The sequence below is a fragment of the Streptomyces sp. CB02366 genome, from assembly GCF_001905905.1.
Taxonomy (GTDB): Bacteria; Actinomycetota; Actinomycetes; order Streptomycetales; family Streptomycetaceae; genus Streptomyces.
The window spans coordinates 556,632-575,256 of the sequence record NZ_LIVT01000001.1; the positions used below are offsets into that span (position 1 = coordinate 556,632).

General features: G+C 72.3%; 16 protein-coding genes. 3 read left to right on the top strand and 13 right to left on the bottom strand.

The annotated features are described in order from the left end of the window. Positions 1-12 precede the first annotated feature (12 nt). The 7 genes from AMK24_RS02365 to AMK24_RS02395 form a co-directional block, all read right to left on the bottom strand. Positions 13-957: a type II secretion system F family protein gene (locus AMK24_RS02365; RefSeq protein ID WP_073764450.1), complete on the bottom strand. Its 945-nt coding sequence runs from the start codon at positions 955-957 to the stop codon at positions 13-15. Positions 958-967: 10 nt separating this feature from the next. After that, on the bottom strand, positions 968-2,305 hold the full coding sequence (locus AMK24_RS02370; protein ID WP_073764452.1) for a CpaF family protein: 1,338 nt from the start codon (positions 2,303-2,305) through the stop codon (positions 968-970). A gap of 72 nt (positions 2,306-2,377) precedes the next feature. After that, positions 2,378-2,776, bottom strand: coding sequence for a TadE/TadG family type IV pilus assembly protein (locus AMK24_RS02375; RefSeq protein WP_073764454.1), 399 nt, complete (start codon positions 2,774-2,776; stop codon positions 2,378-2,380). Continuing rightward, entirely contained in the window at positions 2,770-3,204 is a 435-nt protein-coding gene (locus tag AMK24_RS02380) for a TadE family protein (protein ID WP_073764456.1), read from the bottom strand. Before AMK24_RS02380 ends, AMK24_RS02375 begins: the two co-directional genes overlap by 7 nt. A 3-nt stretch (positions 3,205-3,207) precedes the next feature. Continuing rightward, positions 3,208-4,521, bottom strand: coding sequence for an AAA family ATPase (locus tag AMK24_RS02385; protein WP_073764458.1), 1,314 nt, complete (start codon positions 4,519-4,521; stop codon positions 3,208-3,210). Between the two features lie 7 nt (positions 4,522-4,528). Then, complete coding sequence (gene cpaB / locus AMK24_RS02390; RefSeq protein WP_073764460.1) at positions 4,529-5,236, bottom strand: Flp pilus assembly protein CpaB; 708 nt, start codon at positions 5,234-5,236, stop codon at positions 4,529-4,531. A 269-nt stretch (positions 5,237-5,505) separates the two neighbouring features. After that, complete coding sequence (locus AMK24_RS02395) at positions 5,506-6,372, bottom strand: hypothetical protein (RefSeq protein ID WP_199876349.1); 867 nt, start codon at positions 6,370-6,372, stop codon at positions 5,506-5,508. 778 nt (positions 6,373-7,150) lie between these two features. Between AMK24_RS02395 and AMK24_RS02400 the strand changes: the two genes are divergently transcribed. After that, positions 7,151-8,875, top strand: coding sequence for a chitinase (locus tag AMK24_RS02400; protein WP_073764464.1), 1,725 nt, complete (start codon positions 7,151-7,153; stop codon positions 8,873-8,875). Positions 8,876-8,971: 96 nt separating this feature from the next. On the opposite strand, the gene AMK24_RS02405 is transcribed toward AMK24_RS02400, so the two are convergent. The 5 genes from AMK24_RS02405 to AMK24_RS02425 all read right to left on the bottom strand — a co-directional run bounded on the left by AMK24_RS02405 (position 8,972) and on the right by AMK24_RS02425 (position 14,467). Next, positions 8,972-10,273, bottom strand: coding sequence for an Nramp family divalent metal transporter (locus tag AMK24_RS02405; RefSeq protein WP_073764466.1), 1,302 nt, complete (start codon positions 10,271-10,273; stop codon positions 8,972-8,974). Between the two features lie 161 nt (positions 10,274-10,434). After that, positions 10,435-11,910, bottom strand: coding sequence for a GntP family permease (locus AMK24_RS02410; RefSeq protein WP_073764468.1), 1,476 nt, complete (start codon positions 11,908-11,910; stop codon positions 10,435-10,437). Between the two features lie 197 nt (positions 11,911-12,107). Further along, on the bottom strand, positions 12,108-12,518 hold the full coding sequence (locus AMK24_RS02415; RefSeq protein ID WP_073764470.1) for a RidA family protein: 411 nt from the start codon (positions 12,516-12,518) through the stop codon (positions 12,108-12,110). A 6-nt stretch (positions 12,519-12,524) separates the two neighbouring features. Then, complete coding sequence (locus tag AMK24_RS02420) at positions 12,525-13,283, bottom strand: IclR family transcriptional regulator (RefSeq protein WP_073764472.1); 759 nt, start codon at positions 13,281-13,283, stop codon at positions 12,525-12,527. After that, on the bottom strand, positions 13,280-14,467 hold the full coding sequence (locus AMK24_RS02425) for a sugar kinase (protein WP_073764474.1): 1,188 nt from the start codon (positions 14,465-14,467) through the stop codon (positions 13,280-13,282). Before AMK24_RS02425 ends, AMK24_RS02420 begins: the two co-directional genes overlap by 4 nt. A gap of 133 nt (positions 14,468-14,600) precedes the next feature. On the opposite strand from AMK24_RS02425, the gene AMK24_RS02430 reads away from it, so the two are divergent. Together AMK24_RS02430 and AMK24_RS02435 are read left to right on the top strand one after the other, a co-directional pair. Further along, positions 14,601-15,947: an alanine racemase gene (locus tag AMK24_RS02430; protein WP_073764476.1), complete on the top strand. Its 1,347-nt coding sequence runs from the start codon at positions 14,601-14,603 to the stop codon at positions 15,945-15,947. A gap of 42 nt (positions 15,948-15,989) precedes the next feature. Further along, entirely contained in the window at positions 15,990-17,615 is a 1,626-nt protein-coding gene (locus AMK24_RS02435; protein ID WP_073764477.1) for an N-acyl-D-amino-acid deacylase family protein, read from the top strand. A gap of 122 nt (positions 17,616-17,737) precedes the next feature. On the opposite strand, the gene AMK24_RS02440 is transcribed toward AMK24_RS02435, so the two are convergent. Beyond that, positions 17,738-18,586 (bottom strand): siderophore-interacting protein, encoded by an 849-nt coding sequence (locus AMK24_RS02440; RefSeq protein ID WP_073764479.1) that lies wholly within the window; start codon positions 18,584-18,586, stop codon positions 17,738-17,740. Between the last annotated feature and the right edge of the window lie 39 nt (positions 18,587-18,625).

Genomic DNA, 18,625 nt, shown 5'->3' on the forward strand with positions numbered 1-18,625 from the left:
CCTCCCAGCTCGTCAGACGTCGATACGGGACATGCGGCGGATGACGATGAACCCGACCGCGTAGAGGACGATGGAGACCACCACGGCGGCCTGGCCGATGAACGCGCCCGTCATCCGGTCCAGCGCGCCGGGCATGACCGCGTTCATCAGGAGCATCGCGCCGATGCCGAAGACGGGTACGGCGTAGGCGGTGACGGTGACCTGGGAGAGCTGGGTCTTGACCTCGCGGCGGGTCTCCTTGCGCTCCTCCAGCGTCTCGGTGAGGTTGCGCAGCGAGCTGACGACCGTACCGCCGGCCCGGTTGGAGAGGACCAGCGTCGTGACCAGGACGACCAGTTCGCGCGAGGGAAGCCGGTCGGTCAGTTCGCTCAGCGCGTCCTCCAGGGACTCACCGACCGCCAACCGCCGGGCCACCCGGGACAGTTCCTCGCCCGCCGGGTTCTCCAGCTCCTCGGCCGCCATGGACAGCGCGGTGCGCAGGGCCAGCCCGGCCTGGGTGGCGTTGGCGAGGATGCGGGACAGTTCGGGGAGCTGGTTGATGAAGCGCTCGGTGCGCTTGGTGCGCTGCCAGTTGAGGAACGCGTTGGTGCCCCAGAGGCCGATCAGGGCGGCGACCGGCCCGAAGAACGCGGCCAGCATGGAGGAGGCGATCATCCAGAGGCCGGCCATCGCGCCGAGCGCGTAGACGAAGAACTCGCCGGGCGTGATCTCCAGGCCGGTCGCGGCGAGCTTCAGCTCCAGCTTCCGGCCGAGCGCCGTGCCCCGCAGCCGGCGGTCGATCCCCTTGAAGCGGCGTACGCGGCCCGCTTCGGGGATCTGCCCGACGTGGGAGAGCCGGTCCACGAGGGCGTCGCGGTCCGCCTTGCCGCCGGAGTAGGAGTACAGGCCCATCACGCCGAGCACGCAGCACAGCAGCGTGACCCCGACGGTGACCAGGGGGAGGTTGACGTTGTCCATGGCGCGGTACCTAGTTGGCCTCTCGGGTGGCGAGCTGTTCGGCGGAGTGGGCCACGCCGAACGCCTGCGGGATGGGCTGGCTGGCCAGGTAGAGGCGTTCGGCGAGCCTCCGGGGCAGCGGGAGGTACTGGAAGTCGCCGTGGATCCGGCCGTCGGAGGACATCGGCCGCGCGTTGAACCGGGCCACGGTGACGATGCGGTACGGGTCGCGGCCGTGGCTGTCCAGGACGGCGATCTCGGTGATCTTCCTGGCCCCGTCGGCATGCCGGGTGAGCTGGACGATCACGTCGACGGCGCTGTTGATCTGGTCGTGCAGCGCCTCGAAGGGGATCTCGACCTCCGACATCGAGGCGAGGGTCTGCAGACGCATCAGCGCGTCCTCGGCGCTGTTGGCGTGGACGGTGGCGAGCGAGCCGTCGTGGCCGGTGGACATCGCCTGGAGCATGTCGAGGGACTCGCCGCCGCGGACCTCGCCGACGACGATGCGGTCGGGGCGCATACGCAGCGAGTTGCGGACCAGGTCGCGGATGGTGATCTGGCCCTTGCCCTCGACGTTCGCCGGGCGCGACTCCAGCCGGATCACATGGCTCTGCTGGAGCTGGAGTTCGGCGGAGTCCTCGATGGTGACGATGCGTTCGGTGTTCGGGATCAGTCCGGAGAGGGCGTTGAGCAGGGTCGTCTTGCCGGTGCCGGTGGCCCCCGAGACGATGATGTTGAGCTTGGCCTGGACGAGTCCGGCGAGCAGGACCAGCATCTGCTCGTCCAGCGAGCCGAAGCCGATCATCTCGTGGAGGGTGAAGGAGCGCGGGAAGCGCCGGATGGTGAGCGTGGCGCCGGTCAGCGAGAGCGGCGGGATGATCACGTTGACGCGTTCGCCGCTGGGCAGGCGGGCGTCGACCATCGGGTTGGACTCGTCGACCCGGCGGTTGACGGTCGACACGATGCGCTCGATGGTCTGCATCAGCTGCTCGTGGGAGCCGAAGCGCATCGGGAGCTGTTCGACCCTGCCGTTGCGCTCGACGAAGATCTGGTCGGGGCCGTTGACCATGATCTCGGTGATGGACGCGTCCTCCAGGAGCGGTTCCAGGATGCCGAGGCCGAGCGCCTCGTCCACGACGCGGCGGATCAGCTGCGAGCGCTCGACGGTGGAGAGGACCGGGCCCTCGCGGCTGATGATGTGGCCGAGGACGCGTTCCAGCCGGGCCCGCCGGTCGGCGGCGGCCAGGGAGGACATCTCCGCGAGGTCGATCTCCTCCAGCAGCTTGGCCCGGTAGGCGGCCACCATGTGGCCGTCCTCCCGTGCCCCGCGCTGCTCCTCCGGAGCGGTCATGCGTGCCCGCAGGCTCATCTGCGTAACTCTCCTCGGTGTCGCGGTCGGTGCTGGTCCGGTGGGGGCGTGCGGCGTCCGGCCCGCCGGGTGCTACTCGCGGGGCATCGTCGAACTGCGGGTGGCCTCCCAGTCGTCCAGCCCGGGGACGATGGAGGGGACCACCAGGCTGACCGTCACGGTCACGTCGGCCCCGCCGCCCTCGCTGTAGTCGAAACCGTTGCTCTTCACCCAGCCGCTGACCGCGCCCCGGGCCGCCGACTCGCCGCTCGTGCGGGCGTCGTAGCTGGCCGCCGTACGGGCTCCGGCGCGGGCCGCCGTGCCCGCCTGGGAGGCGGCGTACGCGGCGATGCCGAGCTGGACGGCCGCCATCGCGACGAGGAGCAGGAGGGGCAGGAAGCCGAGGTACTCCATGGCGACCTGGCCCCGGTCGCCGCCGCGCGCCGCTCCTCGGCGGGAGGCCCTTCCCCGGTACGGACGTGTCCTCACCATGGCTGCTCCTCCATCGGTGATCCGGCCTCGCCCTCGATCTCGGCGTCGAGGTCGAACAGGCCCGGCACCAGGACCGGGACCTTCAGCTTCACGGTGGCCTCGTACAGGCTGCCGCCGGGTCGGCAGCTGACGTCGGCGTTCTCCGCCCAGGCGTCGGGGAGGTCCTTCTTCGCCCCCTCCTGGCACGCCGCCCAGGAACCGAACTCCGCCCCGCTGCCCTTGCGCGCGCCCACGTCGGCGGCGTTGCCCGCGAGGCTGAAGGTGTAGCCGATCAGGGCGCACTCCCAGAGCACGAGCATGATCAGGATGATGAAGGGGGTCATGCCCAGGAACTCGACGGCCGTCTGGCCGCGGTCCCGTCCCCGGCGGTCACGTAGGGCGGTGGCCCGCCCCCGTATGCCGCCGCGTGCCGTCCTTGTAGTGGTCATCGCTCAACGTGTCCCCTCGGAGTCTCCGGGCCCGCGGCCGGAGCCGTCGCGCCGGCGGCGCGGGCGTCCGATCGAGCCCCGGTCGTTCTTGAAGCCGCCGCCGGTCCGCTTGACCAGGGCGTTGCCGCTCTTCTTCGCCGTCGCGCCCTCCTTGACGATGCCCAGCTCGCCGGCCAGGCCCCAGAGCGCTTGCTTGACCGTGCTCTTGGCGTCCAGTTCGTGCAGCCGTCCGGAGTCGATGGACGCCTGCAGCTCCTTGAAGTTGGCGGGGACCGCCGCGGAGGCGACCCGGGTGCCGGTGATCTTCTGGATGAGCGGCGGCTGGATCTCGGTGTTGCGGGTGAAGCGGTTGACCAGGGTCACCGTCTCCTCCGCCTTGCGGATCTGGAGCCGTTCCCACATCCGTACGACGCGTTTCGCGCCGCGCACCGCGACGACGTCGGGGGTGGTGACCAGCAGCGCCACGTCGGCCATCTCGACGGCCGCCGCGTTGGCCCCGTTCATCTGGCCGCCGCAGTCGATGACGACGATCTCGTAGCGGGTGCGGAGCGCGCTGACGATCTGGCGGGCCGAGCGGTCGCTGACCTCCTCGCCGCGTTCGCCCTCGCCGGGCGCGAGCAGCAGGGCGAGGCCGGTGGAGTGGGAGAAGACCGCGTCGGCCAGCACCCGGGGCGAGATGTCGGTGATCAGGGCGAGGTCGACGATGGAGCGCCGGAACTGGACGTCGAGGAACGAGGCGATGTCCCCGGTCTGGAGGTCCATGTCGACCAGTGCCACCGTGTGGCCGGACGCCTGGGCGGCCAGCGCGAGCTGGATGGCGGTGACGGTCGCGCCGACGCCGCCCTTCGCGCCGGTGACCGTGACGACCGTGCCTCCGGGGCCGGTGAAGACCTCGCTCCCGGCGGTGAGGTGGCGGCGCACCCCGGCGGACCACTGGGCGGCCGCCTGGACGCGGTTGGCCAGTTCCTCGTAGCTCAGCGGGAGGGTGACCAGGCCGCGCGCCCCGGAGTCCATGGCGTCGGCGAAGAGGTTCGGGCTGGCGTCCGCGGTGATCAGGACGACCCCGACGGAGGGGAACCGCATCGACACCTCCCGGATCAGCTCCAGGGCCGGCACCGGACCGATCCGCTCGTGGACCAGCACCACCTCGGGCAGTTCGTCGAGCGCCTCGCCCGCGAGCCGGGCCAGGGCGTCGATGAGCTGGGTGGAGTCGCCCACCGGGGCGGCGGGTTCGGCGTCGGGCAGCTGGTTGAGCAGGGTGGTGACGGAGCGGGCCGCGTCGAGGTCACCGACGGCGGGGAGGATTCTGGTGGTCATCCCGGCCTCACTTGTCCTTGTCGAGCGTGTAGGTGCGGTCCCCCGGGCGGATGGTGCCGTCGCTGCCCGGGGCGACGAGCGCGAGGCGCACGTGCTCCGCGAACGACTCGGCGTAGGCGACGCGCTGGGTGTCCAGCGTGTTCAGGGCGAAGGTGATCGGCACGGCCTCGGTGGCCCCGGTGCCCCGGTCGTCCGCGCGCGGGTTCAGGGCGGTCAGCTCGCCGACGTCCAGCACCTTGGCGTTGGCGACGATGACCTTGGACTGCGCGGGGTCGCCCTGCTGCTCGCCGGCGAACGTGGCGTAGATGTTGACCGTCGCGCCCGGGGTGATCTTGCCGGCGACGCCGGTGGAGGCGTCGATCATGATGGCGATCTCCTGTTCGCCCGCGCGGAGTTCGGGCTTGCGGACCATCATGTCCGACTGCAGCAGCGAGCCGGCGCGCAGTTCGGTGACCGCGATCTTCGACTCGACCTCCCGCAGGTCGGTCACGGCGTTCTCCGAGAGCCACCGTTTCGGCATCTTGATCTTCTCGAACTGGCCGCTGTTCAGGGCGGTGTACGGAGCCACGTTGGTCTTCAGCTGATACGCCGTCACCTCGGGTCCGACCTTCGAGTTGACGTCGCTGATCACCGAGAGCACGCCGGCGAAGGCCGCGAAGGCGCACAGGACCGACAGGAGCAGGAGTATCACGCCGCGGCGCTGGCGGGAGTTCATGGTCCGGACAACCTCGTTCGAATCGGATGCGTGGGGCGGGCGGCGGAGGGAGGGAGCGGGGGGCGGTGGAGCGGTCGGTCGGGCGCCCGGCCGGGCGGCGGCGCGGGGCCGTGGGAGGAACGGCGGTGCGCGGCCCGCGGGGCGGGGGCGGTGGTGCGGGACGTCGGGAGCGGGGGGGCCGGGCGGGAGGAGGCGCCGGGCACGGGGAGGGCGGGGAGTCCGGTGCGGGAGGAGCGACCGGGTGCGGACGGGGGACGGGGGCGGTCGGGTCAGGGGCCCGGCGATTCGCCGGTCCCCTGGTGAAGGACACCGGCGGGGAGCGCGCGGTTCTCCGAAACCGCGAGAGGAGCGGAACAGAATGCGCAGCGATCGCCGATGAGCTCCATGGCGCACCAGTGGCATTTCTCCCGGCGCACGGAGGCGACCAGCTGGTAGAGCACCGAGAGGTCCGGGAGGTGGGCGGCGAACTCCACCAGCTTTCCCGTGCCCCACCAGCGCGCCGAGTCGGACGGGATACCGGCGTCGTGAACGGCCTGGACCTTCCAGGCGGGCGCGAGGGTCTCCTGTACCCAGTCCGACTGAAGATTCCCCTTGGCCACCAGAAGATGCGTGGCGAAGTCGGGGCCTTTGAGCGGTTCCGCGGTCGGGCCCACCTTCACCAGCTGCGCCTCGGGCCCGGCGAGCACGGCGAACTGTGATCCGGGAACCCAGGACTTGGCGTGGCTCTTGAGGCTGACCGGAACCCGGTCGAGCCGGGCGACGGAGTTGAGGAGGGCGCCGGCGTAGATGTAGTGCGAGAGCAGCCGGGCGGCGGAGGCGACCACTCCGGGGCTGAAGTCGCAGATGGACAACTGCCGGAGCTGGCGCACCAGTACGGCGACGCCGAGCGGGGGGAGGTCCACCTTGACCAGGGCGATCCGGTCGCTCTCCAGCACCGAGCGGATGGAGTGGAGGCGGCGCTCGTGCTCGGGCCTGAGGCCCGCCGGGTAGAGGGCGATCACATACCCGTGCTGTTCGAGCAACAGGTGTACGTCGCCGATCGCCAGCTCCAGCGCCTGGGCCTCGGGGGCCTGGAGCAGAGCGGCGGTCGGCGTCTGCTGGTCGGTCGGCGGCAGCACCAGGTCTGCGCTCGTCACTGCTATCGCGGTCGGCACGCTCTCCCCGTTTCGGCTCCGGCCGACGTGGGGACGCCGACCGCAATCGCTCCTGCTCCGTGCTCCTGACCCAGCACTGTAGCCACGTCTCACCAGGCAGAGAACAGTTATCGGAGACCAGTACGACGACATCCGAACGCCGTTCCTGGAGAGACCGGGGGGTAAACGGGATGAAATCGATTTCCCTCGCCTCCCTTTTCATCGCGGAGTGTCACGCCCGAGCACGTTCGGATTTCAAACATTTACGCGTTCCCGCACGTCAGCCCGGATTCCGGGGTGTCCGGCCGCCTTTCCGCGGGGCCGCTTCCGTGACCGGCCGAAGAGAGCGCGCAAGATCACCCGTGCGGGGGGCGGGGAGGGGTCGCGCGGCCTCTGCCGGACGGAAGGACTCCAGGACGCCACCCCCGTACGGGGGTGGCCGCGCGGGTCGCACGGCGGCGATCGCACGCCGGTCCACGCTTCTCCGCGAACGGGCTTCCCTGCCAGAGGTCTTGACAACTTGAATGGTCTGGACCAGTTTGGTGCGCCAAGCGGTGGCCACCGCTCCCGGGACGTCACCGAGTGTTCACGCCCCGGCCCAGCACCCCTGCCCCACCGCTTCACGCGTCGCCCCGCACCACCGGCCCCCGCACCGCCCACCCCAGTCGCCCGCACCCCCGCATCACCCGCCGTACGACCGGCCCCGGCGTCCGCCCGGCGCCCCAGCACAGCCCGCCACCCCCCAAGGTCTGCCACCCCCCAACTCCCCCCGGAGGCACCAGTGGAACGCTCCGCAGGCAGCAGTCGCAGCAGAAGGCGCCACTACCGGCCCCTACTCGGCTCCGCCGTGGCCGTCGTCGCCGCGGCGGCCCTGACCGTCACCGGACTCGTCAGCACCGCCCAGGCCGCCGACGTCAACAACGCCAAGAACGCGGGCTTCGAAGCGGGCCTCGCGGACTGGACCTGTACCGGAGGCACCGGCGCCGCCGTCTCCACCCCCGTCCGCAGCGGGACGTCCGCGCTGAAGGCCACCCCCGCCGGCCACGACAACGCCAAGTGCTCGCAGTCGGTCAAGGTGCAGCCCAACTCGACGTACACGCTCAGCTCCTGGGTGCAGGGCGGCTACGCCTACCTCGGCGCGAGCGGCACCGGCACCACCGACGTGTCCACCTGGACACCCGGCTCCTCCACCTGGACCAAACTGTCCACGAGCTTCAAGACCGGCGCGAACACCACCTCGGTGACCGTGTACACCCACGGCTGGTACGGGCAGGCCGCCTACTTCGCCGACGACATCGAGGTGACCGGTCCCGACGGCGGAGGGGGCGAGGGGCCCGGCCCCGTCGTCCCGGCGACCCCGGCCGGCCTCACGGCGGGCGCGACCACCACGTCCTCCGTCGCCCTGTCGTGGACCGCGGTCTCCGGCGCCACCGGGTACACCGTGTACCGGGACGGCGTGAAGGCCACCACCTCCACCGGCACCTCGGCGACCGTCACCGGCCTGAGCGCCGACACCGCCTACCAGTTCTCGGTGAGCGCCACCAACGCGGCCGGCGAGTCGGTCAAGTCGGCGGCGATCAGCGCCCGTACGGCCAAGAACGGCACCGGCCCGGTGACCTCCGTGCCCAAGCACGCGGTGACCGGCTACTGGCAGAACTTCAACAACGGCGCGACCGTCCAGAAGCTGAGCGACGTCCCGGCCGACTACGACATCATCGCGGTCTCCTTCGCGGACGCCACGGCGACGCAGGGCGCGGTCACCTTCAACCTGGACACCGCCGGGCTGAACGGCTACACCGAGGCGCAGTTCCGCGCGGACGTCAAGGCCAAGCAGGCGGCCGGCAAGAACGTCATCATCTCCATCGGCGGCGAGCTGGGCACGGTCCGGGTCGACAACGACGCCTCCGCCACGGCGTTCGCCAACTCGGTGTACGCGCTGATGCAGGACTGGGGCTTCAACGGGGTCGACATCGACCTGGAGAACGGCCTCAACGCCACGTACATGACGAAGGCGCTGCGCCAGCTCTCGGCGAAGGCGGGCCCCGGCCTGGTCCTCACCATGGCCCCGCAGACCATCGACATGCAGTCGACGTCGGGCGAGTACTTCAAGACGGCGCTGAACGTCAAGGACATCCTGACGGTCGTCAACATGCAGTACTACAACAGCGGTTCGATGCTCGGCTGCGACGGCAAGGTCTACTCGCAGGGCTCGGTGGACTTCCTCACCGCGCTCGCCTGCATCCAGCTGGAGGGCGGCCTCGACCCGTCCCAGGTCGGCATCGGCGTCCCCGCCTCCACGCGCGGCGCGGGCAGCGGCTACGTCTCCCCGTCGGTCGTGAACGCGGCGCTGGACTGCCTGGCCAAGGGCGTCAACTGCGGTTCGTTCAAGCCGTCCAAGACCTACCCGTCGCTGCGCGGCGCGATGACCTGGTCGACGAACTGGGACGCGACGGCCGGGTTCGCCTGGTCGAAGGCGGTCGGCCCGCACGTCCGCAGCCTGCCGTAGCCCGGACCCGTCCGCCCCGCACCACCCCGGACCCGCAGCGCCGCCGCTCCCCCGGCGGCGCTGCGGCATTCCGGCGCCGGGCCCGCGCCCCGTCGGTCACCAGGGCAGGTCACGCACCTGCTGGACGCACAGCACGACGAACAGCAGGCCGGACAGGGCGAGCATCCCGTTGCTGACCCACCCGTTGCGCCACTCCCCGGGCGTCCGGGAGGAGTTGAGCAGCCAGAGCAGGGTCAGGGCGAGGAACGGCATGAAGAACGCGCCGAGCACCCCGTAGGCGATGACCAGGCCGAAGGGCTCGTCCAGCCAGAGCAGGGCCATGGGCGGGAAGGTCAGCCACAGCAGGTAGGCGCGGAACGGCAGCGAGCGCTGCTGGCGGTCGGCGACGGCGGGGCCGGCCTTTCGCCCGGCCTCGGGCGCCGGGGCCCGGAACCGTTCCACGAAGTCGGCGAACATCAGGCTCACTCCGTGCCAGACGCCGATCAGCGACGAGAACGACGTGGCGAAGAAGCCGACCAGGAACAGTTTGGCGGTGCCCGCGCCGAAGCGGTCCTCCAGCACCTTGCCCAGGTCGATCAGCCCCCGGTCGCCGGAGGTGAGGGCGGTCTGCGAGGCGTGCAGCAGTTCGGCGCCGACGATGAGCATCGCCACGACGAAGACGCCGGTGGTGATGTAGGCGACCCGGTTGTCGAGCCGCATCACCTTCATCCAGGAGGAGTCGCTCCACCCCTTGGCGTTGACCCAGTAACCGTACGCGGCCATGGTGATCGTGCCGCCGACGCCGCCGATCAGGCCGAGCGTGTAGAGCAGCGAGCCGTCCGGGAGGACGGGCAGCAGCCCGGCGAAGGAGGCCCCGACGTCCGGGACGACGCGGAGGGCGACGTAGACCACCACCACGAACATGATGCCGATCAGGACCGTCATGACCTTCTCGAAGACGGCGTACCGGTTGAACCAGACGAAGACCAGCCCGATCAGGCCGGTCGTGATCGCCCAGAACTTCAGCCCGGGCCCGTCGGGGAACAGCGCCACGATGGGCAGGGCGCTGGAGGACATGGCCGTCGCCCCGTAGAGGAAGCCCCAGACGAGGACGTAGACCGCGAAGTACACGGTGGTCCAGGGGCCCAGGCTGCGCCAGCCGTCGAAGAGGGTGCGGCCGGTCGCCAGATGCCAGCGGCCGGCCGCCTCGGCGAGCGAGATCTTGACGACGCAGCCGATCACCGCCGCCCACATCAGGGTGTAGCCGAACCTGCTGCCCGCGATCAGCGTGGCGACGAGGTCGCCGGCCCCGACCCCGGTCGCCGCGACGACGATGCCGGGGCCGACATACCTCCAACCGGACTTACGCGGTCGGGAGTCCGGCTCCCCTGTCGCTGTGGTTGCGCTTGTCTCCGCCATGCCGGTCAAGGAAGCGCAATCGGCGGGGCGGCACAAGGGGGCGTGCGGGGACCGGGCGGGCCGGGGCCGCCTCGGGCGGCCCGAAATGTCGTCGGCCGACCGCTTGGTCCCCGCCGGGGCCCCCGCCCTCCGGGCGGACGGCGCTGCTTTCGGAACCCGCCCTAGATCACCAGGCTGAGCAGCGCCGCCACCGCGAAGCCCGCGACCGAGAGCACCGTCTCCAGGACGGTCCAGGACTTCAGGGTGTCGCGTTCGCTGATGCCGAAGTACTTCGACACCATCCAGAAGCCGCCGTCGTTGACGTGCGAGGCGAAGATCGAGCCCGCCGAGATCGCCATGATGATCAGCGCGAGGTGGGCCTGGGAGAGGTCCTGGCCCTCGACCAGCGGGACCACGATCCCGGCCGTCGTGACGATCGCGACGGTGGCCGAGCCCTGGGCGACGCGCAGGACGACCGAGATCAGCCAGGCGAGCAGGATGACGGGCAGGCCCACGTCGTTGAAGGTGTCGGCCAGCGCGTCCGCGATGCCGCTGCCCTTGAGGACCGCGCCGAAGACGCCGCCCGCGCCGACCACCAGCAGGATGTTGCCGACCGGCTTGAGCGAGGACGTGGAGACGGACTCCAGGGACGTGCGGGACCAGCCGCGCCGGACGCCCAGCAGGTAGTAGGCGAGGAACAGGGCGATCGTCAGGGCGACGAACGGGTTGCCGAAGAACTCGACGACCGAGCGGAGGGTGGAGGGGTCCAGGGCGATGGAGGAGAACGTCGCGGCGAGGATCAGGATCAGCGGGGTGCCGATGATCGCGAGGACCGTGGCGAGCGGGACCGGCTTCTCGTGCGGGGCGGCCCCGGCGGCGCGCTGTTCGGCGGCGACGGCGGCCTTGGCCTCCTCGGCGGCCTCCACCATGTCCTGCGGCACGTCGACGAAGATCCGCTTGCCGATCCAGGCGGCGTACGCCCAGGCGGCGATGACGGAGGGGATGCCGACGACGACGCCCATCAGGATGACCCAGCCGAGCGAGACGTCGAAGAGTCCGGCGGCGGCCACCGGGCCGGGGTGGGGCGGCAGGAACGCGTGGGTCATCGACAGGCCGGCCAGCAGCGGCATCGCGTAGAGCAGGATCGACTTGCCGGAGCGCTTGGCGGCGGCGTACACGATCGGCGCGAGGACGAAGATGCCGACGTCGAAGAAGACCGGGACGCCGAAGACGAGGCCCGTCATGCCCATGGCGAGCGGGGCGCGCTTCTCGCCGAAGGCGTTCAGCAGGCGGGTGCTCAACACCTCTGCCCCGCCGGACACTTCGAGGATCGCGCCGAGCATGGTGCCGAGCCCGATGATGATCGCGACATGGCCGAGGATGCCGCCCATGCCGGACTCGACGACCGAGACGGCGGCGGACTTCTGCACGGTGCCGAAGAGTTCGGTGACCGAGAGCCCGGCGCCGAGGCCGACGGCTATGGAGACCGCGAGCAGGGCGACGAACGGCTGGAGCCTGACCTTGATGATCAGGAAGAGGAGGAGGGCGATGCCGAGAGCGGCGACGGTCAGCAGACCGGCGGTGCCGTCGATCAGGAGGAGCAGGCCACCGGTGCGCGGTGGGGCCTCGGCCGGCAAGGGAGGGGCGGCGAGCAGCATGGAGTCTCCGGTGGTGCTGGAGGGCAGGGAGGAGCGCGGCACGGCGCCCCGGGGGAGCGGGGCGCCGTGCCGTGCGGCGGGCGGGAGGGATTACGCGGGTGGGGCAAAGCGATCCGTGGGGCGCGTCGTTCGGCGGGACGGGGCGTCCGGGGGACGGAACGTTCGGCGGGCCGGGGCGTGAGGCGGGCCGGGACGGGTCAGCTCAGCACCGCGAGCGCGTCGATCTCGATGAGCAGGCCCTTGGGGAGGCCGACGTAGACCGTGGTGCGGGCGGCGGGGGCCTCCTTGAGGTTCTGCTCGGCGAAGTAGGCGTTGTAGATCTCGTTCATCTCCGCGAAGTGGTCCACGTCGGTGAGGTAGACGCGCATCATCATCACGTCATCCCAGCTCGCGCCGCCCTCTTCCAGGATCGCCTTGACGTTGGCGAAGGTCTGGAGGGTCTGCTCGCGCAGGGTGGGTCCGGCCGGCGTCGGGGCCTGCCCCTCCACGGCGGGGAGGAAGCCGACCTGGCCGGCGACCTGGAGGATGTTGCCCTTCTTCACCCCGTGCGAGAACTTCGCGGGCGGCGTGGTGTGGGTGGAGGGGGTGAGAGCGGTCTTCTCGGTCATGGCTGATCAGGCTTTCTTGGGTCGGGTGGTTCCGGAGTACTCCCGGCTGATGGTCTCGGCGGTGCGCCGGACCAGCGGGAGCAGGGTGAGGAGTTCCTCGGCCGTGACGACCACGTTGGGCGCGGACATCGACATGGCCGCGACGACCCGCCCGTCCGCACCGCGGATGGGGGCCCCGACGCAGTTGATGGACTCCTCGTGGCCGCCGAGGTCGGTGGCCCAGCCCTGTTCGCGGACGACGGCCAGCTCCTTGAGGAACGCGGCCGCGTTGGGCGTCGAACGGGGCGTGTACAGGGGGTAGTCGAGCTTCTCGGCGATGGCGCGCCGTTCGGGCTCGGGGAGGTCGGCCAGCAGCAGCTTGGCGACGGCGGCGACGGTGATCGCCACGGGCTTCCCGATCCGGGAGTACATCCGGACCGGGTAGCGGCTCTCGACCTTGTCGATGTAGAGGACTTCCTGCTCCTCGTACACGGCGAGGTGGACGGTGTGCCCGCACCGGTCGTTGAGGGCCACCAGGTGGGGGTGGGCGATCTCACGTACGTCGAGGTTCTCGACGGCCTCCTGCGCGAGGGCGAACAGCCGGGCGCCGAGGCGGTAGCGCTGGTCCTCCTGGCGGTAGACGAGGCCGTGCTCGTGGAGCGTACGCAGCAGGCGCAGCGCCGTGGACTTGTGGACGCCGAGCCGCTCGGCGACCTGGCCGAGGTCGGCGGGGCCCTGGGCGAGCAACGGCAGGATGCTCAGCGCCCGGTCGACGGTCTGACTCATGGTGTGCGTACCTCCTCGGGGGCCCGGTCGGCCGCGGTCCAGCCGGGGGCGAGACGAAGTCTCCCCCAGGCGTCGTCGTCGAGGGCGACGAGGCGGTCGGCGTGGTCGCGGGCGGGCGGTTCGGTGAGGTCGCCGGGGACGGTGAGGACGGCGGCGGCCATGAGGTGCCCGTGCCGGGCCCGGTCCCGTACGGGCAGCCCGCGCAGGGTGGCGGAGAGGAAGCCGGCGGCGAACGCGTCGCCCGCTCCGACGGCGGCGACGACGTCGACGCGGAGGGCGGGGACGGGGGTGACCGTGTCGCTTCCCGTGCCGGTCCCGCTTCCCGTGACAGCGCCGGTCCCGCTTCCCGTCTCCGTGCCCGTGCCGCTTCCGGCACCGCTTCCCGCGTCGCTCGCGGCCCCTGTGGCCTCTCCGGCCTCTGCGGGGCCGGGGCCGGTCCGCGAGAACACCGTCGCGCCCGCGCTCCCCCGCTTCACCACCACCACCGAGGGCTCCGGGAGCGCCGCCCGGATCGCCTCCGCGCCGACGATCCCCCACGCCTCCTCCGCCTCGTCCTCGCCGACGAACACCAGATCGGCCCGCCGGGCCAGCTCCAGCAGTACGGACGCGTCCGCGGCGGACCCGTGCCACAGGTGCGGCCGGTGGTTCACGTCGAACGACACCAGCGGCCGGCCGGGGCGGGCGGCGGTCAGCTCCCGCAGCAGGGCGAGGCAGTCGGCGGAGAGTGCGGCCGTGATCCCGGACAGGTGCAGGACCCGGCCGGCGAAGACGTCCGCGTGGGGCACGTTGTCCGGGGACATCGCGGACGCGGCCGAGCCCGCCCGGTAGTAGGCGACCTCGTGCGTCCCGGTCCCCCGGTCGGCGGCCGTACGGAAGTAGATGCCGGTCGGGCGGGCCGCGTCGCGGCGGACGGCGGAGGTGTCGACCCCGTAGGACGCGATCGTCTCGACGAGGTGGTCGCCGAAGCCGTCCGCGCCGACCCGGCCGACCCAGGCCGCCCGGTGCCCGGCGGCGGCGAGCGCGCAGGCCACGTTGGACTCGGCCCCGCCGATCCCGCGCCCGAAGGAGGGCACGTCGGCGAGGCGGCCGGGCTGCGAGGGCAGGAACGTCACCATGGATTCACCGAGGCAGACGACGTCGGTGGTCGTGGCGGCGGCGGCCGTCCCTGCTGCGGGTCCGGACACGGAAGGGCTCCTCGCTGATCGGGGTGCGGGCCGTGGTCACCATTGACCGGGCATCGGCTCGGATGTTAGACAGCCCTGAGCGATATACGCAATGGGTGTTGCATATGTTGCAACGAACTTCGAGGAGCTCCCCTTGGCAGCCGAACGCCCCACCGGCCACACCGCCGCCCCCGCGCCTTCCGCCCCCGGCGCCTCCCCCGCGTCCCCGGTCCCCCTGGTCTCCGGCCTCGCCGACGAACGCGTCGACCACCGCTTCAAGGCCCTGCCGCCGGACGCGGAGGGCATGACGGTCGGGGCGCTGGCCGCCGAACGCCGCAACCTCTTCACCGGCGGGTTCACCACCCCCGTGCTCGCCCTCTCCGCCGAGTCGGTGGCCCACAACCTCGACCTGCTGGAGACGTACGCCGAGCGCCACGGCCTCGCGTTCGCCCCGCACGGCAAGACGTCCATGTCCCCGCAGCTCTTCGCGGACCAGTTGAAGCGCGGCGCGTGGGGCATCACGGCCGCCGTGCCGCACCAGGCGCGGGTCTACCGGGCGTACGGGATCGGCCGGATCTTCCTCGCCAACGAGCTGGTCGACGCGGTGGCCCTGCGCTGGCTGGCCGGCGAGATGACCGCCGACCCGGCGTTCCGCTTCGTCTGCTACGTCGACTCGGTGCGCGGCGTCGAGCTGATGGAGGAGGCCCTGAGCGCGGCGGGCGCCACCCGCCCGGTCGACGTGGTCGTGGAGCTGGGCGCGGGGGAGGGCGCGCGCACCGGGGCCCGCACGGAGGCCGACTGCGCGGCGGTGGCCGACGCGGTGGCGGCGGCGGCTTCGCTGCGGCTGGTGGGCGTCGCCGGGTACGAGGGCGAGGTGCCGGACGCCGATCCCGAGCGGGTACGGGCGTGGCTGCGGCGGCTCGTCGCCCTGGCGGCCGGCTTCGACGCGGCCGGCCGGTTCGCCGGGGCGGAGGAGATCGTGGTCAGCGCGGGCGGCAGCGCCTGGTTCGACGCGGTCGCGGACGTCTTCGCCGAGATCCCCGAGCTGGGCGGCCCGGTGCTGAAACTGCTCCGCTCCGGCGCGTACGTCTCGCACGACGACGGGCACTACAAGCACCTCACCCCGTTCAACCGGGTTCCCGAGGAGGGCGCCCTGGAGCCCGCCTTCCGCCTCTGGGCGCAGGTCGTCTCGCGTCCCTCCGGCGAGCAGGCGTTCCTGAACGCGGGCAAGCGGGACGCGGCGTACGACCTGGATCTGCCCGAGGCGCAGGTGATCCGCTCCGGCCGGGACGGCTCGGTGCGGCCGGCCACCGGGGTCACGGTCACCGGCCTCTCCGACCAGCACACCTGGGTGCGCACGGAGGAGGGGGTGGAGCTGGAGGTGGGCGACTGGGTCGGCATGGGCCTCTCGCACCCCTGCACCAGCTTCGACAAGTGGCAGCTGATCCCGCTGGTCGAGGCGGACGGCACGGTCGCCGACTACATCCGCACGTTCTTCTAGAGCCGCCGGGCCGTACCGCTCCCGCTCCCTGAAAGGTGATCCATGGACCTGGTCCTGCGTGACGCGCTCGTCGTCGACGGCACCGGCGAGCCCTCCTACCGCGCCGACGTGGCCCTCGACGGCGGCCGCATAGCCGAGATCCACCCCGAGGGCTCCCCCGGGCCCCGCCCCACCGCCGCCCGGACCGTGGACGCGGACGGCCTCGCGCTCGCCCCCGGCTTCATCGACATGCACGCCCACAGCGACCTGGCGCTGCTGCGCGACCCGGACCACAGCGCGAAGGCGGCGCAGGGCGTCACCCTCGAAGTCCTGGGCCAGGACGGGCTGTCGTACGCCCCGGCCGACGACCGCACGCTCGCGGAGGTACGCCGCTCCATCACCGGCTGGAACGGGGACGGCAGCGACATCGACTTCGACTGGCGTACGGTCGGCGGCTACCTGGACCGGCTCGACCGGAACTTCGGCGGCCGGGGCATCGCCGTGAACGCCGCCTACCTCATCCCGCAGGGCACGGTCCGGATGTACGCGGTGGGCTGGGACGACCGGCCCGCCACCGCCGCCGAGCTGACCCGGATGAAGGAACTGGTGGACCAGGGCATGCGCGAGGGCGCGGTCGGCATGTCCTCGGGCCTGACCTACACCCCGGGGATGTACGCGGACGACGCCGAACTCACCGAGTTGTGCCGGGTGGTGGCCCGCCACGGCGGCTACTACTGCCCCCACCACCGCAGTTACGGGGCCGGCGCGCTGGAGGCGTACCGGGAGATGGTGCGGCTGACGCACCACGCGGGCTGCGCGCTCCATCTCGCCCACGCCACCATGAACTTCGGCGTGAACAAGGGCCGGGCCCCGGACCTGCTCGCCCTGCTGGACGACGCGCTGGCCGCCGGGTCCGACATCTCGCTCGACACCTACCCGTACACCCCCGGCTGCACCACGCTGGTGGCCATGCTGCCGAGTTGGGCGAGCGAGGGCGGGCCCGAGTCGGTCCTGGCCCGGCTCGGGGAGCCTTCGAGCGCGGAGCGGATCCGCCACCAGCTGGAGGTAGTGGGCTCGGACGGCTGCCACGGGGTGCCGATCGAGTGGGACACCATCGAGATCTCCGGCGTCAGCACGCCCCGCCTGGCCGAGTACGTGGGCCGTACGGTGGCGCAGTCGGCGGCGCTGCGGGGCGAGGAGCCCTGGACGACCGCCCGGCGGCTGCTCAGCGAGGACCGGCTGGGGACGACGATCCTCCAGCACGTGGGCCACGAGGAGAACGTCCGGCAGATCATGCGCCACCCGGTGCACACCGGCGGCAGCGACGGCATCCTCCAGGGCGACAAGCCGCACCCGCGCGCGTACGGCACCTTCCCACAGTATCTGGGCCGGTACGTCCGGGAGTTGGGCATCCTCTCGCTGGAGGAGTGCGTGGCCCACCTGACCTCGCGCCCGGCCGCCCGGCTCCGGCTCGCGGACCGGGGACTGGTGCGCGAGGGGTACCGCGCGGACCTGGTGCTGTTCGACCCGGAGACGGTGGCGGCGGGCTCCACGTTCGCGGAGCCGCGCACCCTGCCGGTGGGCATCCCGCACGTCCTGATCGACGGCCGCTTCGTCATCGAGGACGGCAGGCGGACCCCGGTGCTGGCGGGCCGGGCGATCCGCGGTGCGGGGGCGGAGGCCGCCTGAGGGCAGGGGACGGGGCGCCGGCCGCGCACGGGACCGCCGGGCGCCCCGCGGCCGCCCGGCCGTGAGGCGCCCGGCACGCGTCCGGCACGCATCCAGCCGCGGGACGTCCGGCCGCGGCCCGGCTACGGGGCGTCCGCCGCGCGCTCGGCCGCCTCGGCGAGGTCCTCCTCGGTCGGCGCGTCGTCCTGGGTGAGCGCCCGCCGCCAGTAGCCGCTGAACTCGACGGCCGCCCTGGGCAGTCGGCGCTCCTCGACCAGATGGCGGCGGAGCGCCCGGACGGCGGACGCCTCGCCCGCCACCCAGGCCGCGTCCACCCCGTCCAGCTCCGGCCCCGCCTCCCGCACCGCCGCCGCCAGCGTCCCGCCCCGGTCCCGGTGCACCCAGTGGACCTCGGCCCCTCCGGCGGCGGGCGGCAGCTCCCGCTCCTCCGCCGCGTCCGCGACCTCCGCGTACACCACGGCCCCGGTCCCGGCGGGCAGCGCCTCCAGGACGGTGGCGATGGCGGGGAGCGCTGTCTCGTCCCCGGCCAGGAGCATCCGCCGGGCGGCGGGCAGCGGCCGGGCGTAGAGCGAGGACGGGCCGACCATGCCGAGGACGTCGCCGACCCGGGCGGCGGCGCCCCAGCGGGAGGCGGGGCCCCCGTCACCGTGCAGCACGAAGTCCACGGCCATCACGTTGCGTCCACGGTCGTAGGAGCGGACGGTGAAACCGCGCATCCAGGGCCGCTCGCCCTCCGGGATCGCCAGGTACGCCTCGTACCAGCGCATGCCGTACGGATCGTCGGCGCTCCGCTCCGGCAGCCGGGGCGCGGTCCGCCCGTCGCGCGGCAGGCAGAGCTTCATCTGCTGGTCGGGGCGGTCCTCCATGAGCGCGGGCAGCTCGTCGGCGGTGAAGGAGATCCGCGCCGTCCCGGGGGTGATCCGCTCGACGTCCACGACCCGCACACAGGTGACCGGCAGTGCCTGACCCATCGCGTCGGCCCCTTTCCCGTGCATCTTGATAGCTTACGG